Source organism: Stutzerimonas stutzeri SDM-LAC, assembly GCF_000235745.1.
Lineage (GTDB): Bacteria > Pseudomonadota > Gammaproteobacteria > Pseudomonadales > Pseudomonadaceae > Stutzerimonas > Stutzerimonas stutzeri_H.
On record NZ_AGSX01000067.1, the window covers coordinates 14,069 to 31,967 of the forward strand.

The 17,899-nt window shown below is 61.9% G+C and carries 23 protein-coding genes; 14 read left to right on the top strand and 9 right to left on the bottom strand.

Annotated features, from left to right (window positions below; translation table 11 throughout):
- Positions 1–155 precede the first annotated feature (155 nt).
- The 10 genes from ubiE (at position 156) to PSTU_RS0107915 (ending at position 6,610) form a co-directional block, all read left to right on the top strand.
- A complete protein-coding gene (ubiE, locus tag PSTU_RS0107870) occupies positions 156–926 on the top strand; it encodes a bifunctional demethylmenaquinone methyltransferase/2-methoxy-6-polyprenyl-1,4-benzoquinol methylase UbiE (protein WP_029404672.1) in 771 nt (256 codons plus the stop codon).
- Entirely contained in the window at positions 926–1,549 is a 624-nt protein-coding gene (locus PSTU_RS0107875) for an SCP2 domain-containing protein (RefSeq protein WP_019340497.1), read from the top strand. Before ubiE ends, PSTU_RS0107875 begins: the two co-directional genes overlap by 1 nt.
- Entirely contained in the window at positions 1,546–3,156 is a 1,611-nt protein-coding gene (gene ubiB, locus PSTU_RS0107880; RefSeq protein WP_019340498.1) for a ubiquinone biosynthesis regulatory protein kinase UbiB, read from the top strand. The genes PSTU_RS0107875 and ubiB overlap by 4 nt, the downstream gene beginning before the upstream one ends.
- A gap of 49 nt (positions 3,157–3,205) precedes the next feature.
- Positions 3,206–3,601: a phosphoribosyl-AMP cyclohydrolase gene (gene hisI, locus PSTU_RS0107885; protein WP_019340499.1), complete on the top strand. Its 396-nt coding sequence runs from the start codon at positions 3,206–3,208 to the stop codon at positions 3,599–3,601.
- Positions 3,594–3,926, top strand: coding sequence for a phosphoribosyl-ATP diphosphatase (locus PSTU_RS0107890; protein WP_019340500.1), 333 nt, complete (start codon positions 3,594–3,596; stop codon positions 3,924–3,926). Before hisI ends, PSTU_RS0107890 begins: the two co-directional genes overlap by 8 nt.
- Positions 3,927–3,950: 24 nt before the next feature.
- Entirely contained in the window at positions 3,951–4,181 is a 231-nt protein-coding gene (gene tatA, locus PSTU_RS0107895; RefSeq protein ID WP_019340501.1) for a twin-arginine translocase TatA/TatE family subunit, read from the top strand.
- 6 nt (positions 4,182–4,187) lie between these two features.
- A complete protein-coding gene (gene tatB, locus PSTU_RS0107900) occupies positions 4,188–4,586 on the top strand; it encodes a Sec-independent protein translocase protein TatB (protein WP_019340502.1) in 399 nt (132 codons plus the stop codon).
- Positions 4,583–5,386 (top strand): twin-arginine translocase subunit TatC, encoded by an 804-nt coding sequence (gene tatC, locus PSTU_RS0107905; protein WP_019340503.1) that lies wholly within the window; start codon positions 4,583–4,585, stop codon positions 5,384–5,386. Before tatB ends, tatC begins: the two co-directional genes overlap by 4 nt.
- On the top strand, positions 5,383–6,090 hold the full coding sequence (locus PSTU_RS0107910; RefSeq protein ID WP_019340504.1) for a 16S rRNA (uracil(1498)-N(3))-methyltransferase: 708 nt from the start codon (positions 5,383–5,385) through the stop codon (positions 6,088–6,090). Before tatC ends, PSTU_RS0107910 begins: the two co-directional genes overlap by 4 nt.
- Positions 6,091–6,190: 100 nt before the next feature.
- A complete protein-coding gene (locus PSTU_RS0107915; protein WP_019340505.1) occupies positions 6,191–6,610 on the top strand; it encodes a UPF0158 family protein in 420 nt (139 codons plus the stop codon).
- 20 nt (positions 6,611–6,630) lie between these two features.
- Here PSTU_RS0107915 and dtd read toward each other — a convergent pair whose 3' ends face one another.
- The gene (gene dtd / locus PSTU_RS0107920) at positions 6,631–7,068 is read right to left on the bottom strand and encodes a D-aminoacyl-tRNA deacylase (protein WP_019340506.1); all 438 of its coding nucleotides are present in this window, start codon (positions 7,066–7,068) and stop codon (positions 6,631–6,633) included.
- Complete coding sequence (gene pip, locus PSTU_RS0107925; RefSeq protein ID WP_019340507.1) at positions 7,068–8,039, bottom strand: prolyl aminopeptidase; 972 nt, start codon at positions 8,037–8,039, stop codon at positions 7,068–7,070. Before pip ends, dtd begins: the two co-directional genes overlap by 1 nt.
- A 79-nt stretch (positions 8,040–8,118) precedes the next feature.
- Between pip and PSTU_RS0107930 the strand changes: the two genes are divergently transcribed.
- Positions 8,119–8,550 (top strand): hypothetical protein, encoded by a 432-nt coding sequence (locus PSTU_RS0107930; protein ID WP_019340508.1) that lies wholly within the window; start codon positions 8,119–8,121, stop codon positions 8,548–8,550.
- 34 nt (positions 8,551–8,584) lie between these two features.
- Here PSTU_RS0107930 and PSTU_RS0107935 read toward each other — a convergent pair whose 3' ends face one another.
- The 5 genes from PSTU_RS0107935 to PSTU_RS0107955 all read right to left on the bottom strand — a co-directional run bounded on the left by PSTU_RS0107935 (position 8,585) and on the right by PSTU_RS0107955 (position 13,756).
- Complete coding sequence (locus PSTU_RS0107935) at positions 8,585–9,130, bottom strand: lipocalin family protein (protein ID WP_019340509.1); 546 nt, start codon at positions 9,128–9,130, stop codon at positions 8,585–8,587.
- Between the two features lie 9 nt (positions 9,131–9,139).
- Positions 9,140–9,394 carry an outer membrane protein assembly factor BamE gene (bamE, locus tag PSTU_RS0107940; RefSeq protein ID WP_019340510.1) on the bottom strand — a complete coding sequence of 85 codons (255 nt, stop codon included), beginning with the start codon at positions 9,392–9,394 and terminating at the stop codon, positions 9,140–9,142.
- 96 nt (positions 9,395–9,490) lie between these two features.
- Positions 9,491–10,093: a DUF924 family protein gene (locus PSTU_RS0107945; RefSeq protein WP_019340511.1), complete on the bottom strand. Its 603-nt coding sequence runs from the start codon at positions 10,091–10,093 to the stop codon at positions 9,491–9,493.
- 3 nt (positions 10,094–10,096) lie between these two features.
- Entirely contained in the window at positions 10,097–11,107 is a 1,011-nt protein-coding gene (locus PSTU_RS0107950) for a class 1 fructose-bisphosphatase (protein WP_019340512.1), read from the bottom strand.
- A gap of 189 nt (positions 11,108–11,296) precedes the next feature.
- Positions 11,297–13,756: a glycogen/starch/alpha-glucan phosphorylase gene (locus PSTU_RS0107955; RefSeq protein ID WP_019340513.1), complete on the bottom strand. Its 2,460-nt coding sequence runs from the start codon at positions 13,754–13,756 to the stop codon at positions 11,297–11,299.
- 202 nt (positions 13,757–13,958) lie between these two features.
- Between PSTU_RS0107955 and PSTU_RS0107960 the strand changes: the two genes are divergently transcribed.
- From PSTU_RS0107960 to PSTU_RS0107970, 3 genes are all read left to right on the top strand, one after another.
- Positions 13,959–14,363 carry a YkgJ family cysteine cluster protein gene (locus tag PSTU_RS0107960; RefSeq protein WP_019340514.1) on the top strand — a complete coding sequence of 135 codons (405 nt, stop codon included), beginning with the start codon at positions 13,959–13,961 and terminating at the stop codon, positions 14,361–14,363.
- Positions 14,364–14,492: 129 nt separating this feature from the next.
- Positions 14,493–14,945 (top strand): thioesterase domain-containing protein, encoded by a 453-nt coding sequence (locus PSTU_RS0107965; protein ID WP_019340515.1) that lies wholly within the window; start codon positions 14,493–14,495, stop codon positions 14,943–14,945.
- Between the two features lie 248 nt (positions 14,946–15,193).
- Positions 15,194–15,982 carry a substrate-binding periplasmic protein gene (locus PSTU_RS0107970; protein ID WP_019340516.1) on the top strand — a complete coding sequence of 263 codons (789 nt, stop codon included), beginning with the start codon at positions 15,194–15,196 and terminating at the stop codon, positions 15,980–15,982.
- A 22-nt stretch (positions 15,983–16,004) separates the two neighbouring features.
- On the opposite strand, the gene PSTU_RS0107975 is transcribed toward PSTU_RS0107970, so the two are convergent.
- Positions 16,005–16,700 (bottom strand): carbonic anhydrase, encoded by a 696-nt coding sequence (locus PSTU_RS0107975; RefSeq protein ID WP_019340517.1) that lies wholly within the window; start codon positions 16,698–16,700, stop codon positions 16,005–16,007.
- 126 nt (positions 16,701–16,826) lie between these two features.
- Positions 16,827–17,735 carry a glutaminase B gene (gene glsB / locus PSTU_RS0107980; RefSeq protein ID WP_019340518.1) on the bottom strand — a complete coding sequence of 303 codons (909 nt, stop codon included), beginning with the start codon at positions 17,733–17,735 and terminating at the stop codon, positions 16,827–16,829.
- Positions 17,736–17,899 lie beyond the last annotated feature (164 nt).

A 17,899-nucleotide genomic window follows, 5' to 3' on the forward strand; every position in this document is an offset into this window, starting at 1 on the left:
TTAAAAAAGGCGCGCACTATAGCAGTTGCGGAGTCTGAGCCAGCTGTTGGGCCGCCTCCGCCAGCCATGGGCTGCGCTGACTTGCCGCTCGCGGCTTGGCGCTCAAGGATGCTTTTAGGTTTAGAATGCCGGCACATTCTTCCGGTGAAAGTGACATGACCGATCCCCGCAAAGAGCGTGACGCAGAAGCCACCACCCACTTCGGCTACAAGAACGTGCCGGAGAGCGAAAAAGCGCAGAAGGTGGCAGAGGTATTTCATTCTGTAGCCGCCAAATACGACCTGATGAACGACCTGATGTCCGGCGGCGTGCATCGCCTCTGGAAGCGCTTCACCATCGAGCTGTCTGGCGTGCGCCACGGCAACCGCGTGCTGGATATCGCCGGCGGCACCGGCGATCTGGCGCGCCAGTTCTCACGCATCGTCGGCCCGACCGGCGAAGTGGTGCTGGCCGATATCAACGCGTCAATGCTCAAGGTCGGCCGTGACCGCCTGCTCGACAAGGGCGTGGCCGGCAACGTGAAGTTCGTCCAGGCCGACGCCGAGAAGCTGCCGTTCCCGGACAACCACTTCGACGTGGTCACCATCGCCTTCGGCCTGCGTAACGTGACGCACAAGGAAGATGCCATCGCATCCATGCTGCGCGTACTCAAGCCCGGCGGACGGCTGTTGGTACTGGAATTCTCCAAACCGACCAATCCGCTGTTCTCGAAAGCCTACGACGCCTACTCGTTCAGCCTGTTGCCGATGATGGGCAAGCTGATCACCAACGATTCCGAGAGCTACCGCTACCTGGCCGAGTCGATCCGCATGCATCCGGACCAGGAAACGCTGAAGGGCATGATGGCCGACGCCGGCTTCGAGCGCGTCACCTACCACAACATGACCGGCGGCATCGTCGCCCTGCATCGCGGCATCAAGCCCTGATGCTGCGCGCCGCCCTGCTGGCCGGTGCTGAGCGCGGCCTCAACCGAGTTCTGCGTCTGGATCCGACCGCCCTGCCGCGGCTGGCCAGGCTCAGTGGCCGGATCATCGAAGTGGATTGCACGGCACCGGCGTGGAAACTGTTCATCCTGGCCGATGCCGATGGCCTGCGGTTAGCAACGCAATGGGGCAGTGAGCCGGATTGCCGCCTGCGCGCTTCCGCCACGGACCTGCTGCGCCTGGCGACCAGCCGCAACAAGACGGCCATCCTGCATGGCCCGAATGTCGAAATCGACGGCGACAGCGGCGTGCTGTTGAACCTCGCCGAAGTTCTGCAGGATCTCGAGCTGGACTGGGAATACGAGGTATCGCGCTGGCTGGGGCCGGTCGGCGCGCATCTGCTCGGTTCCGGCGCGCGGAGCCAATCCACCTGGTTGCGGCAGACTGCCGACAGCCTGCAGCAGAACCTGGCCGAATACCTCAGCGAAGAATCACGCACCCTGATCGGCACAGCCGAGGCTGAAACGCGCTTCGCTGAGCTCGACCGCCTCAAGCTCGACCTCGACCGACTCGAAGCCCGCATCGAGCGGCTCACCCACTCCCAGAAACCAGACCGATCCGAATGAAGCTGTTCGCCGCGGCCCGCCGCCTGTTTCGCATCCTGCTGGTGGTGATCCGCTACCGCCTGGACGACATTATTCTAGATCTGCCGATGCCGTGGTGGCTGCGCACAACCAGTTACCTGCTGCCATGGCGATGGCTGCCGCGCCGGCGCACCGAACTCTCGCGAGGAGCGCGTCTGCGCCTGGCGCTGGAAGGGCTGGGGCCGATCTTCATCAAGTTCGGCCAGATTCTTTCGACCCGCCGCGACTTGCTGCCGCTGGATATCGCCGAAGAGCTGGCCATGCTTCAGGATCGGGTACCGCCGTTCGACTCCGCAGTCGCCACGGCACTCATCGAGCGCGAGCTCGGTGCGCCGGTCGGCGAGGTGTTCGCGCGGTTCGACAGCAAGCCGCTGGCGTCCGCCTCGGTCGCCCAGGTGCATGCGGCCAGATTGCGCAGCGGCGAAGAAGTCGTGGTGAAAGTCGTGCGGCCGAATCTGCGCCCGATCATCAGCCAGGACATTGCCTGGTTATTCCTGCTGGCGAAGACGGCCGAACGCGCCTCCAACGAGGCGCGCCGCCTGCATCTCGTGGAAGTGGTCGACGACTACGCCAAGACCATCTACGACGAGCTCGATCTGCTGCGCGAAGCGGCCAACGCCAGCCAGCTCAAGCGCAACTTCCAAGGCTCGCCGCTGCTCTACGTCCCGCAGGTTTACTGGGATTACTGTCGCCCGCAGGTGCTGGTGATGGAGCGCATCTACGGCGTGCCGGTGACTGACATGAAGCGCCTGGCCGAGCAGCGCACGGACATGAAACAGCTGGCCGAGCGCGGTGTGGAGATCTTCTTCACCCAGGTCTTCCGTGACAGCTTCTTCCATGCCGACATGCACCCCGGCAACATTTTCGTCAGCACGCACCAGCCGTGGAATCCGCAGTACATCGCGGTCGACTTCGGCATTGTCGGCAGCCTTACACCGGAAGATCAGGATTACTTGGCGCGCAACCTGATGGCCTTCTTCAAGCGTGACTACCGCAAGGTGGCGCAGCTGCACATCGACTCGGGGTGGGTGCCGGCAGAGACCAAGGTCAACGAATTCGAGGCGGCGATCCGTACCGTTTGCGAGCCGATCTTCGAGAAGCCGTTGAAGGACATCTCCTTCGGCCAGTTGCTGGTGCGCCTGTTCCAGGTTGCCCGTCGCTTCAACATGGAGGTCCAGCCGCAGCTGGTGTTGTTGCAGAAGACGCTGCTCAACATCGAAGGCCTGGGCCGCGAGCTGTACCCGGAGCTCGATCTGTGGACCACCGGCCAGCCGTACCTTGAACGCTGGATGCGCGAGCGCATGAGTCCCAAGCAGCTGCTGAAGAATGCCCAGGCGCAGATCGAGCAGTTGCCGCATCTTGCCGGGATGACCCGCGAGCTGCTCGAGCGAATGTCCGGACCCCATGCGAATAACCCGCCGCCGCCCTGGCGCGAGCACCATCACCACTGGCCATTGCGCCTGGTTGGCGCTGCGTTGCTAGCCGGGGGCGCCACGCTGGCGGCGGCCGCTGAAAGCCTTTCCGCGCTGGCCACCTGGCCTGCCTGGTTGATGCTGGCAGCCGGCATCTACATCGTGGTACGCCGATAGCCAGCGGTCGGGCAGGCTGGCACACTGCGCGTACAGAGTGGAGAATTCGATGAACTGGCTGGACCAAATCAACTGGAACGAAGACGGGCTGGTACCGGCGATCGCCCAGGACCATCAAACCGGGCGCATCCTGATGATGGCCTGGATGAACCGCGAAGCGCTGGAGCTGACCGCTGCGGAGCACCGCGCCATCTATTGGTCACGTTCGCGCGGCAAGCTGTGGCGCAAGGGCGAAGAATCCGGCCACGTGCAAAAGCTCCACGAGCTGCGCCTGGACTGTGATGCCGACGTGATCGTGCTGCTGGTCGAGCAAGTCGGCGGCATCGCCTGTCATACCGGTCGCGAAAGCTGCTTCTACCGGGTCTTCGAGAATGGCGATTGGAAGGCCGTCGAACCGGTTCTAAAGGACCCGCGCGCGATATACGCGGAGCACGCACATGAGTGATACTTTTTCCCGTCTGGCCGAGGTGCTGGAAGCCCGCAAAGGCGCCGCGGCAGACAGTTCCTATGTCGCCAGCCTCTACCACAAGGGACTCAACAAGATTCTCGAAAAGGTCGGCGAAGAGTCGGTGGAAACCATACTGGCAGCCAAGGATGCTGCAGCCAGCGGAGACGCCAGCGACCTGATCTACGAAACCGCCGACCTCTGGTTTCACAGCCTGGTGATGCTGGCCGCACTGGACCAGCACCCCCAGGCGGTGCTGGACGAATTGGACCGGCGTTTCGGTCTCTCTGGGCATGCGGAAAAAGCCGCTCGCCCACAATCCTGATAAACAACTCTGGAGTACTGCAGCATGGGTTTTGGTGGAATCAGCGTCTGGCAACTCCTGATCGTTCTGCTCATCGTGGTCATGCTTTTTGGCACCAAGCGCCTCAAGGGTTTGGGCTCGGATCTCGGCGATGCGATCAAGGGGTTCCGCAAGTCCATGGGCACCGATGAGGAAAAACCCGGTGTCGAGGAGAAACAGAACCACACCATCGATGCCGAGGCCCGCAAGGTCGAAGAACCGACGAAGAAGAACTGAGGCGCCATGTTCGATATCGGTTTCACCGAACTGCTGCTGATCGGCCTGGTTGCGCTGTTCGTACTTGGCCCGGAGCGCCTGCCCGGTGCCGTGCGTACAGCTGGCCTGTGGATCGGGCGTGCCAAGCGAAGCTTCGCCAACATCAAATCCGAGGTTGAGCGCGAAATCGGCGCCGACGAGATTCGTCGGCAGCTGCACAACGAGCGCATCCTCGACCTTGAGCGGGAAATGAAGCAGAGCATCATGCCCAGTTCGCCCAGTTCGCCCAGCGCGAACAGCACGCCGTCCCCGCAATCGGCCACACCGCCGCCAGATGCCAGCCATCTTGAAACGGCAGCGCCTGCCGAAGCCAAACCCGCCGACACGGCCCCCGTACCCCGCCCGGACAAATCGCCTGAGCCATGAGCAAAACATCCATCGATGATCAGGAAATGCCGCTGATTGCCCACCTGACCGAGTTGCGCAAGCGACTGCTGCGTTGCACGGTGGCGATCCTGCTGCTGTTCGGCGGGCTGTTCTACTTCTCGCAGCAGATCTATGCGCTGGTCGCGGCGCCACTCAGAGCGTACCTGCCGGAAGGCGCGACCATGATCGCCACCGGTGTCGCCTCGCCGTTCCTGACGCCGTTCAAGCTGACGATGATGGTGGCGTTGTTCCTGTCGATGCCGGTCATCCTGCATCAGATCTGGGGCTTCATTGCGCCCGGTCTATACAAGCATGAAAAGCGCGTGGCGGTGCCTCTGCTGATCTCTAGCATCTTTCTCTTCTACGGCGGCATGGCCTTCGCCTACTTCGTGGTGTTTCCGATCATGTTCGGCTTCTTTGCCAGCGTGACGCCGGAAGGCGTGGCGATGATGACCGACATCGGCCAGTACCTGGATTTCGTGCTCACGCTGTTCTTCGCCTTTGGCGTGGCGTTCGAGATTCCGGTTGCGACCTTCCTGCTGATCTGGGTGGGCATCGTTGATGTAGAGACGTTGCGCAAGAGTCGTCCGTACGTCATCGTCGGCTGCTTCGTTATCGGCATGGTGCTGACGCCACCGGATGTGTTCTCCCAAGCGTTGCTCGCCATACCTATGTGGATTCTGTTCGAAGCCGGGTTGATCTGCGGCAGCATGGTGAAAAAGCGCGAGGAAGAATTCCGCGGCGATGCAGACAGCAGCGATCCCCATCCCGGCGATCAACCGCCTGCTTCACGCCAGTGAATCTGCTGCTGCTGGAGGCGGCCGACTTCGTTGCCGCCAATAGGGTCATCCTGCGTGACCGCCGCCTGACACACATCCAGGAGGTTCACCGCGCCGAGGCAGGTGGCTCACTGCGGGTCGGGTTGCTAGGCGGGCAGATGGGCCAAGGGCAGCTGCTGCGTCTGGATGCCCGAGAAGCCGAACTCGAGATCAAGCTTCAGCAAGCCCCACCCGCCAAATTGCCCGTTACGCTGCTGTTGGCCTTGCCCCGCCCAAAAATGCTGCGCCGCGTGCTGCAGACCGTAGCCAGCATGGGCGTACCCAGGCTTGTGTTGCTCAACAGCTACCGCGTGGAAAAGAGCTTCTGGCAGACCCCGTTCCTTGAGCCGCTGGCCATTCGCGAGCAGTTGCAGCTCGGCCTGGAACAAGCGCGCGATACGGTGCTACCTGAGGTCAGCGTCGAGAAACGCTTCAAACCCTTCGTCGAAGACCGCCTGCCACAACTGGTCGCCGGCACGCGCGGTCTGGTGGGTCATCCGGGTGATTACCCAACCTGCCCTCGCGCACTGAGCGAACCGGTGACGCTCGCCATCGGCCCGGAAGGTGGCTGGATACCCTACGAAGTAGAGAAGCTGACCGAGGCCGGCCTGCAGCCCGTGCAGCTCGGTGATCGCATTCTGCGCGTAGAGACAGCCGTCAGCGCCCTGTTGGCGCGCCTGTTCTGAAGCGCCGTTTTGCCAAGATGCGACGCAGTACCGATGAACGTAGCGCACGCAGCTGGTGCGTACGGGTCATAGGCTGTGAACCCTCACAACAGTTGTAGCCATGCGACCCTTGACCATCGACCTTCACCGCCTGGAATACGCGCTGGATAACCGCGACGCCAGCGAGCACTACCTGGACTTGGAATCAGGCCAAATACGCGCGGTTTTTCCTGGCGAAGCCGCGCCGGGCGTCAATGAGAAATATGATGTGCAGGACGATCGTTATCTGCACATCGAACCGCTCGGTTTACCGCAGTCCATCGCCATGCGCGAGGCGTTCCTGTTCACCCAGCATGACCCCAACGCCCATGCCGTTCTCAGCAACGCACTGCAAGGACGCAAGCCGCTGCGGACCTTCGACTTCAAGTTGGAGGATTTTCCAGCGGTCCGTCAGGCCTGGCTGGACTACCAAACCGTGCAGCTACGCGAGTATGCGATTACCTGGTTGCACGACAACGGCCTCGAACCGTCGAGCCGCTGACCTGCTCTGCCGTCTTACCCTCAGCTTTCCAGCAAAAAGGTCACCGGCCCGTCGTTTTGAAGGTGCACTTGCATAGCTGCACCGAAACGGCCGAAGGCCACATTTGGATGCTGAAGACGCGCCTGAGCGGCCAGATAATCATAGAGTTCTTCGCCAAGGGCAGGCGGTGCGGCACTCGAGAAGCTTGGTCGCAGGCCACTGCCTGTGTCGGCCGCCAGCGTGAATTGAGACACCAGCAACAAGCCACCACCAACATCTGCAAGCGAGCGGTTCATCTTGCCGTTGTCGTCGCTGAACACTCGATATCGCAATAGCTTGTGCAGAAGCTTGTCGGCACGCGCCCGATCATCTTCCCGCTCCACCCCTACCAGCACCAGCAGCCCCTGGTCGATCGAACCGACCACCTCTCCCGCCACCTCGACCCGCGCCTGCTGCACGCGCTGGATCAGCCCCTTCATCAGGCTTCCTCGGGCGGCAAATCGAGCAGGCGCTTGGCAATATCGGCGGCGGCTCGCACCAGCGCGTCGCAGATGCCCGACTCGGAAGCCGAGTGTCCTGCCTCACGAATGATCTGCAGCTCGCTGTTAGTCCACACCTCGTGTAGCTCCCAGGCGTTGTCCAGCGGGCAGATGACGTCGTAGCGACCATGCACGATGATGCCAGGCAGGTGCGCAATCTTGTGCATGTCGCGCAAGAGCTGATCCGGCTGCAGAAACGCTTGGTTGACGAAGTAGTGGCATTCGATGCGCGCCATCGCCAGCGCCCGATGTGTATCGGAGAAGCGGTCGACGACCTGGGTGTTGGGTCGCAAGGTCGCGGTGCGTCCCTCCCAGCATGACCAGGCCTTGGCTGCATGCATCTGGGCAATCTGGTCGCTGCCCGTCAGGCGCTTGTAGAACGCCTGCATCAGATCGCCGCGCTCTTCCGGCGGGATCGGTGCAATGTAATCCTGCCAATAGTCGGGGAACAAACGGCTGGCACCGTCCTGATAGAACCATTCGAGGTCCTTCGTGCGGCAGAGAAAGATGCCCCGCAGAATGAGGGCATGGACGCGTTCTGGAAAGCTCTGCGCATACGCCAGTGACAGCGTCGAGCCCCAGGAGCCGCCGAACAGCACCCACTTGTCGATACCGAGAAATTCGCGGATGTGCTCCATGTCTGCGATCAGGTGCGCCGTGGTGTTATTTTCGAGGCTTGCATGGGGGGTGGAACGACCGCAGCCGCGCTGATCGAAGGTGATGATGCGATACAGGTTGGGGTCGAAGAAACGGCGACTCAGCGCATCGCAACCACCGCCTGGACCACCGTGAACGAACACCACGGGCAGCCCCTCCGGCGATCCACTCTCGTCGACGTAAAGCACATGCGGCGCTTCAACCGCCAGCTCATGCCGGGCGTAGGGTTTGATCTCCGGATACAAGGTCTGCATGGCACACTCCGTGGTCGGTGCGCGGGTCGCGGACCCGCCTGACGTTTCCGGCATCATAACGAGGTTCGAGAGGTTCGGCATGCTCCTATGGAAATTAGCCGCCGCGGTGCTGGCGATCGCGCTGCTGCTTGTCGGTTGCGGTCGGGATGACCCAGAGGCTGCGCTGCGGGCGGCGGTTGAATCGCTGCAGAACAGCATCGAAAACAAGGACACCTCGCAGCTCCTGGACGTTGTCCACACCGACTTCAGCGCCAACCGAGAGCTGGACCGGGACTGGGTTCGACGCACGGCTACCTTGATGTTCTTGCGTCATCGCAACGTGAGCGTCATCGCGCTCAATAGCCGCAGCTGGATTGACCCAACCTACCCGGACAAGGGCTACAGCGAAGCGCAGATCGCGCTGACCGGCGCTGAAGGCTGGTTACCGCAGCGCCTCGGCCACTACGACGTCCGGCTCGAATGGTGGCTTTCGGAGGGAGAATGGCGGCTGGCACGCTTGAACTGGGAGTGACCCAGTTGCCGAGCGCGGCTTGGGGCGACGAAGCCTAGGACGACTCGCCACGCCAAATCAGCTCGTTGGTGTTGTAGCCACGCTTGCGCGCCTCGTCGAGCAGCCTGTCGCGCATTGCCGCGTCGATCTCCTTGTCCCTCGACAGTAGCCAGAGATTGTCCCGATCCGGGCTGCCGACCAGCGCCACGCTGTAGTCATCGGCCAGATAGAGAATCCAGTAATGCCCCTTGGTCAGGCCAGGGAAGAGCTTGCTGAACCAGTTATCGAAGCGAACCCACAGCTTGTCGGTTCGCCCCTCCTGCTGAGGGAACGCTTCGCCTTCGGCCTGCTTCCATTCCCCATCGGTTGTTTCACAACGGTTGGTCACAGCCGTACGGCCGTCGTCCTGCAGACGATAGTGGGCTTCCGATCGGACGCAATTACGCTGGAAGAACATTGGCAATCTCGCCTGCTCGTACCACACGCCCTGGTAGCGTTTCAGGTCGACCTGCCCGGCTGTGTCCGGCCCGTCGACATCACTACCGGAGCCAGCACATCCAGAGATAAGCAGTACTGAGAAAAGCGCAACCAGCAGACGCATACGACCTCCTTATTTCAGGCCCTGGCCCGAGAACATCATGACCTTGTCGCCTGCGAACTGGATGCTGATGAAGCGATTCTTCTGGCCCCAGGTGCAACTCGACATACCCAGCGCACCCGCGCACTCACCCGGCTTGCCCAGCAACTCTTCAACCTCGGCGCGGGACATCCCAGCCTGCAACTTGGCGAAGTTTTCCTGGGTCACCGGGCTGCACGCAGCCAACAGCACGACAGCAGCGATCAGCGATAAATAGCGCAACGACATGACAGGATCCTTTGTTGGTCGGCAACGGGCCTTGCTTGGCCTTGCCTTGCGATAACAGATAGAAAACAAGCCACCCGGGAAGGTTCCTCGGGAAAGCTAGAAGTGCGAGCCGGGCTCGGCAAGAAAAGCCCGTTCCGCCTCGCTGGAGGCGCGTCCGAGTATTTCGTTGCGATGGGGGAAGCGGCCGAAACGGGCAATGACTTGCCGATGGCGTTCAGCGAAGTCGAGGAAACCGGCAAACAGCTTTCGCTCATACGCATCGGCAATACCAAGGAGCTGCTCGAACTGCTGAACGGCCTGATCCTGAATGCTGAGATCTTCAGCGTGCTCCAGCACCAGATAGATAAACACTCGCTGGATCGGTGCAAGCAGGACGTCGCCGCCGTGGGCCATGCCGTCCCGCACAAGCTGCAGTGCGAGTTCGCCGCCGGCGAACGCCTGCGGTGTGCCGCGATGGATCATACGCGGCAGCTGGTCGAGCAACAGGACAAGCCCGAGCCAGCCCTGCGGCGATCCTGCCCAATCGTTCAGCTCACCTGCAAGTGCACGTTCGCTGAGGTCACCGAAACGTTCGCGCGCTTCGGCATCCTGTTCGGACTTGTAGCCGAACCAGAGGCCGTTCTTTGCGCCGGCTATTTCAGTGGCGGTCACGCCCTCACCGAACCACCAGTGCAGTAAGTCCTGTGCGGGCGAAGTCATCTGTCAGGCCTGGTGGTAACCGGTGACGCGCTCGACTTCTTCCTTGGAGCCCAGGAACACCGGGACACGCTGGTGCAGCGACTCGGGCTGCACGTCGAGGATGCGCTGAGTGCCGGTGGTTGCCGCGCCGCCGGCCTGCTCGATGATGAAGGACATCGGGTTGGCTTCGTACATCAGGCGCAGCTTGCCGGCCTTGCCAGGCTCGCGGGAGTCGCGTGGGTACATGAACATGCCGCCGCGGGTCAGGATACGGTGCACATCGGCGACCATCGAGGCGATCCAGCGCATGTTGTAGTTCTTGGTCAGCGGGCCTTCTTCGCCGGCCAACAATTCACTGACGTAGCGCTGCACCGGTGCTTCCCAGTGGCGCTGGTTGGACATGTTGATGGCGAATTCAGCGGTGCTTTCCGGCACGCGGAGATTTTCGTGAGTCAGCACGAAGCTGCCCAGTTCGCGGTCGAGGGTGAAGCCCATGACGCCGTTACCCAGGGTCAGTATCAGCATGGTTTGCGGGCCGTAGATCGCGTAACCCGCAGCCACCTGTTTGGTGCCCGGCTGGAGGAACGCCTCCTCGCCCAGCGCGTCGTTCTGGCTGAAGCATTCGCCGGGGCAACGCAGCACCGAGAAAATGGTGCCGACCGACACGTTGACATCAATGTTGCTGGAGCCGTCCAGCGGATCGAAGACCAGCAGGTAGGCGCCTTTCGGGTACTTGCCCGGAATCTGGTAGGCGTTGTCCATTTCTTCGGACGCCATGCCGGCCAGGTGACCGCCCCACTCGTTGGCTTCAAGCAGGATTTCGTTGGACAGCACGTCGAGCTTTTTCTGCACTTCGCCCTGGATGTTCTCGCTATCGGCGCTGCCGAGCACACCGCCCAGCGCGCCCTTGGAGACCGCGTGGCTAATTTCCTTGCACGCTCGAGCCACTACTTCGATAAGGAAGCGCAGATCTGCAGGGGTGTTGTTGCTGCGGGTCTGCTCAATCAAGTAGCGACTCAGGGTTACGCGTGACATGGAATGGCTCCGGAGGGATGGATAAGCCCGCGCAGTTTAGCAGGCCAAGGGGAAACTAACCCCCCTCAGACCTGCCGACCGTGCGCAGAGTTCAGCGCAGCGGCAAAGGGCCTGCCAGCCACCTCCAACATCCCAGCACCGCTTTTTTGTGCCGAAGAGGCAACGGCGTGATCGGCCACCCCTTTCCCGTCAGAGCACCTTCCAGATTTCCTCGGCGTATTCGCGGATGGTGCGATCCGAGGAGAACCAGCCGGTGCGTGCCGTATTGAGCACCGCCGAACGCCACCAGCTGTCCGCATCGCGCCAGCGCGCCTCGACTTCCAGCTGCGCCTGCCAATACGCCTCGAAGTCGGCGCAGACCATGAACGTATCGTGCCATTTCAAGCCGTCGATCAAGGCGGTATAGCGACCCGGATCTTCGGCCGAGAAAGCACCATTGCGGATTGCCATCAACACTTCGTTGAGCCGCGGCGAACTGATGATGGTGGCTTCGGCGTTGTACTCGTTGGCCTGTTTGCGGGCCTCGACCTCTTCGGCGGTCATACCAAAGATGAACATGTGCTCGGCGCCGATCTGCTCGCACATTTCGACGTTGGCGCCATCCAGCGTGCCGATGGTCAGCGCGCCATTGAGGGCGAATTTCATGTTGCTGGTTCCCGACGCCTCGAGTCCGGCGGTAGAAATCTGCTCGGACAGGTCAGCGGCCGGGATGATGCGCTCGGCCAGGCTGACGTTGTAGTTGGGCAGGAACACGACCTTCAGCAAGCCACGCACGGTCGGATCATCATTAATGGTCCGCGCGATATCGTTGGTCAGTTTGATGATCAGTTTGGCCGTGTGATAACTGGCCGCCGCCTTGCCGGCGAAGATCTTCACGCGTGGCACCCAATGGCCGCCCGGATCGGAGCGAATCGCCTGATACAGCGCGACGGTATGCAGCAGGTTCAGCAATTGGCGCTTGTACTCATGGATGCGTTTGACGTGCACATCGAACAACGCATGCGGATCGATGCTGATCCCCAGCCGCTCCTGAATCATGCGTGCCAGCAACTGTTTGTTGCCCAGCCGCTGGGCGGCGAAGCGGGCGCGGAAGTCCGGCTGGTCAGCGTAGGGCTCCAGCTCGCGCAGCAGTGTTTCTGGCGAGTCGAGCAGTTCTTCGCCGACGTGATCGACCAGCAGACGGGTCAGCTGCGGGTTGGCCTGGTACAGCCAGCGGCGGAAGGTGATGCCGTTGGTCTTGTTGCTGATCCGCTTGGGATAGAGTGAATGCAGGTCCGTAAACACCGTCTCGCGCATGAGGCCAGTGTGCAGCGCCGAAACGCCATTGACGCAGTGCGAACCGAGAAACGCGAGATTGCCCATGCGCACGCGGCGGCCATGACCCTCTTCAATCAGCGAGACCGAGCGCAGCAGGTTTACGTCGTGAATCCCCCGCTCACGCAAGGCATCGAGATGCTGCGCGTTGATCAGGTAGATGATCTGCATGTGCCGCGGCAGCAGGCGCTCCATCAGCCCCACGGGCCAGGTTTCCAGCGCCTCGGGCAGCAGCGTGTGATTGGTATAGGACAGCGTGCCGACGGTCAGCTCCCAGGCTTTACGCCAGGGAATGTCGTGCACATCCACCAGCAAGCGCATCAACTCGGCAACCGCAATGGCGGGGTGCGTGTCGTTGAGCTGGATCGCAGCGAACTCGGGCAGGTTCATCAAGGTCCCGCGCTGGTCCAGGTGGCGCCGTATCAAGTCCTGCAGCGAAGCGGCGACGAAGAAATACTCCTGCCGCAGGCGCAGCTCCTGCCCTGCTTCGGTGCTATCGGCGGGATACAGCACGCGGGAAATACTTTCAGCGCGCGCTTCCTCGGCGACCGCCCCGATGTGGTCGCCAGCGTTGAAGCGTTCCAGATGGAAATCCGCCTCGGCCCGCGCACGCCACAGGCGCAGCGTATTGACGCTGGCGCCGCGCCAACCCACCACGGGCGTGTCGTAGGCAATCGCACGAACGCCTTCGGCCCAGTGCCAGAAATGCTTGGGCTGGTCGGTGCCGCTGCCGTCCGATGGCATCGCCGCCACGCTACCGCCAAAGCCGATCAGGTAGCTGACTTCCGGGCGTTCGAACTCCCAGGGGTTACCGAAATTGAGCCAGGTTTCGGTCTGCTCGTGCTGCCAGCCGTCGACAATCGCCTGGCGGAACAGACCGTGGTCGTAGCGGATGCCGTAGCCATGCGCGGCCACACCGAGGGTCGCCATGCTTTCCATGAAGCAAGCCGCCAGCCGCCCCAGGCCACCATTACCCAAGGCGGCGTCAGGCTCCAATACACGAATGCGCTCGAAGTCGACATCAACGCCGGCCAGCGCCTCGCGTGCGACATCGAGCAAGCCCAGGTTGCTGAGGCTGTCGGTGAGCAGACGGCCGATCAGAAATTCCAGCGAGAGGTAATAGACCCGCTTTTTGCCTTCGCGATAGCCCTGCCGGGTACGGTCCATCCACTGGTCGATCATGCGGTCACGGGTGGCCAGCGCCACCGCCTCGAACCAGTCATGGTCGGAGGCATGCTCGGGGTCCTTGCCGATCGAGTAGGTCAGCTTGCTGATTACATTCTCACGAAAAGCTGTGACCTCATCGGCGTTGGGAGCGGTCGTTTCTTGCGTCATGGACAGGCCTCGTGGAGCTGAAGATAGAAAATGAGGGGTTCATGGCGGCGCCGGGCCACCGCTGCAAATGGCAATGCAGACAGGTTTGCAGGTTTCGTCTGAGTTTGCGTGACCGTCTGTCCGGCGTTCGACTCGTCGGATTCGCTGGAAATTCCACGCCGTGTCGTTATGATCGCGCGCCGCCATTACCGATACCGCCACCGTGAAGACACGCATAATCGCTTCAGCCGACCCTGACCGCCTGGAGACCTGGGCTCGATACAGCAATGGGCTGTGCCGCGATTGCCAAGCGACCTGCTGCACACTACCCGTCGAAGTGCGTTTCGATGACCTGATTCGCCTGGAGCTGGTCGATGCCTTCGAGCGTGACGAACCACCAAAGAACGTTGCCAAGCGCTTGAGCAAAGCCGGCATCGTCGAGCACTTCAACCAGAAGCACGGCATCTTCACCCTGACCCGCCTGGCCAACGGCGATTGCCTCTTCCTCGATCGCAAGACACGCTTGTGCACGGTCTACGCCAAGCGCCCGGACACCTGCCGCAACCATCCGCATGTCGGCCCACGGCCTGGCTATTGCGCGTACCAGCAGAAACAACCGGCTCGCTGAACGAGCGCCGCGCATCCAGAAGCCTTTATCGGGGCGCTAAAAAGCCGTTCGGAAACTGGCAATATCGTGACTCAGCAGTCATGCTTGACGTCTGCCTGTATCCGCAAACGTTTTAGGAATCCGCCCGGCATGAGCCGTGATAGCCGCTACCTGGAAGCCATCCTGCACCACGACATCCCGCTGACCCGAGCAATGGGCTTGCGTGTCGAGCATTGGGAAAATCATGAGCTGCGCTTGAAGGTCCCGCTGCAAGCGAACATCAACCACAAGAGCAGCATGTTCGGTGGCAGCCTGTACTGTGCTTCGGTGCTGGCGGGCTGGGGGTGGCTGCATCTGCGCTTGTGCGAAGCCGGCATCGACGACGGTCATATCGTGATCCAGGAAGGACAGATCGACTATCCGCTTCCAGTAGTCGATGACGCCACAGCCATCTGCGCGGCGCCGGACAAGGGGGCCTGGGAACGCTTCGAGACCATCTACCGCCGCCGTGGCCGCTCGCGTCTGACGCTTCACAGCCGCATCCTCGCCGCCGATGGCCGCGACGCGGTGCGTTTCACCGGTCAGTTTGTGCTGCATAAGTAACCCAGCCGCTCACCGCTCTGCCCCGGTGCGCTGAACCTCAGGTTCGCGCACTCAGCTCCTTCGGCGCGTCGAGTGCCAACGCACCAGGCTGCCTTGCAGCTCGCGGTCACCTTCAGCTCGCTACAAGCCGCATTTCCCACCGAACGTGTACCGGCGCACGCCATGCCGACTGCGTACTGGCACCTCGACACTGCGGGGGCTACCCTCCTGCTTGCCAACATAAAAACAGCATCGAGGATACCGATACCATGGGCATGTCCCGTATAGCCGTCCTATCGTTCGGTGTTCTGCTCGTTCTCTCTGGCGCAGCCCGTGCGGAGTTGCCGAAGGACTACCAGATCATCCTGCAGACCGACAATTTCCCACCGTTCAACATGGGGCCCAACCACAAAAATTTCGCTCGCGGAGACGAGGTTCTGGGCATCGCCACCGACACCGTGCGGGAGATATTCAAACGCGCCGGCATCGATTACAGCCTGACGCTGCGCTCGCCCTGGGACCGCATCTACACCCAGACCCTCGCCGATGCCGGCCATGGCCTGTTCTCCGTCACTCGCACCGTGCAGAACGAAGGACAGTTCAAGTGGGTTGGCCCTCTGGCCCGATACGAAAGCGTGCTGCTCGCGGCAGCGGACACGCGCGTCGACCTGAGCACGCTGATGCAGGCCAAGGGGCTGCAGATCGGTGTGCAGAAAAGCAGCGGTGTCAGCCAATATCTGGAGAGCCAAGGCCTACGACCGACTGACAGCCTCAGCGAAGAGGAAAACCTGCGCAAACTGCTCAGCGGCCGCTTGGACCTATGGGCAACGGCCGACCCGGTCTGGCGTTACCAAGTCAAGGAGCATGGAGCAGAAGGCATCAAGCCGGTGCTGAATCTTCGCGCTGAAGATCTGTACCTGGCGCTGCACAAGCACACGCCCGACGAAGCCGTCGAGCGTTTGCAACGCGCACTTAATGAAGTGATCAGCGAGGGCTATGCCGGCTGCAGCAACACTCCCGACCTTTGCTACCTGATCCGCGACCGCAAGGCACCGTGACCGCGCCGCATCGCGGCAACGATCACACGTAGCGCGACTTGGGTGTAGCCATTGGCAGCGGGCCGTCGCCGATCAGGCGGAACTCGCCCTTGGCCGCATCGTAGGCGCGGATTTCGCTGGTGCCGATGTTGTAGACCCAGCCGTGAATGAACAGCTGCCCGCTGGCCAGCCGCGCCGCGACTGAGGGGTGCGTGCGCAGGTGATCGAGCTGGGCCAGCACGTTCTCTTCGGTCAGCACGCCCAGCGTATTGTGATCGGCGCAGCCGCAGTTTTCCTCCACCACTGTCCTGGCCACTTCGGCATGGCGCAGCCAGCTGCGTACGGTCGGCATGCCGTCGAGGCTCTTCGGATCCAGCACCGCTTTCATCGCGCCGCAATCGGAATGGCCGCAGACGATGATGTGATGCACGCCAAGCGCCATTACCGCGAACTCGATGGCGGTCGACACGCCGCCGTTCATGATCCCGTAGGGCGGCACGATGTTGCCGACATTACGGGTCACGAACAGGTCGCCTGGCGAACTCTGGGTGATCAGCTCCGGCAGGATGCGCGAGTCGGCGCAGGTGATGAACATTGCCCGCGGCGTCTGCTCGTGGGCCAGCTTGCTGAACAGCTCACGCTGCTCCGGGTAGATTTCTTCGCGGAACTGAATGACCCCCGCGATCAGGTTGTCGAGCGCCTCCTGCGCTGTTTCGGTCGTCTTGTCGTCGAGACTCATAACAGGATCTCTCTTATGGTTTGGTTAGGTAAAACTGCACGCTGGTGGCCGGGCCCTGCACCGATGTGACAGACCGTGCCGAACGCCGGGCGCTTGCCCCGACGTGATGAATCCTTAGCGATGGCCTCAAAAGACGGACCAGCCAATGCGCTGCGAAAGCTTCTCCAGTGCCGCCATGCCGATCAGTGAATTGCCCGCCTGGTTGAGTTCAGGCGACCAGACGCACACCGTGAAACGCCCCGGCACCACGGCCACGATGCCGCCGCCGACCCCGCTTTTGCCAGGCAGGCCGACGCGATAGGCAAAGTTGCCGGCCTCATCATAGAGCCCGCTGGTGGCCATGATGGCATTGACCTGTTTGGCCTGGCGCGGGCTCAGCACGGGTTCGCCCCCGTTCAGACAGGCCCCGTCACGCGCGAGGAAGCCGAACGCACGGGCCAGATCAATGCAGTTCATGCGCAGCGCACAGTGATGGAAATAGCTGCGCAGCACCGCCTCGACATCGTTGTGGAAGTTACCGAAGGCTTGCATCAGATAGGCCATCGCCGCGTTGCGCGCCCGATACTGGTATTCCGACTCCGCAACCCGTGAGTCCGACACGATCAGCGGATTGCCCGACAGGTGCCGGACGAAATCGCGCATGGACAGCGCCGGTACGGCAAAGCGCGACTGGTTGATGTCGCAGATCACCAGCGCGCCGGCATTGATGAAGGGATTGCGCGGCCGGCCGCGCTCGAACTCCAGCTGCACCAGCGAGTTGAACGGCTGCCCGGACGGCTCATGACCCAACCGCTCCCACAGCGACTCGCCGCCATGCTGGATCGCCTGGACCAGGCTGAACACCTTGGAAATGCTCTGGATCGAAAACGGCGTTTTCGCATCGCCTGCGTAATAGAGCTCACCTTCGGCGCTGTAGACCGCGATACCCAGCTGATCGGCCGGCACGTCCGCAAGCGCTGGAATGTAATCGGCAACCTTGCCCTGCCCCAACAGGGGGCGAACTTCATCGAGGATTTCTTCAAGCAGCGCTTGCATATCTTGCGGCTCCAACCAGGTCTGTTGGATGGACGCCCCAGGCTTCGATTGCATCACACAAGCGCGCTCAGGCGTACGGCTGCATGGCCATTTCGCCGCAAGTCGGATACCGGGCACGTCTGTCATTCGGCCTCCTTCTGCGCGGTAGTCTTTCGAATCGACCC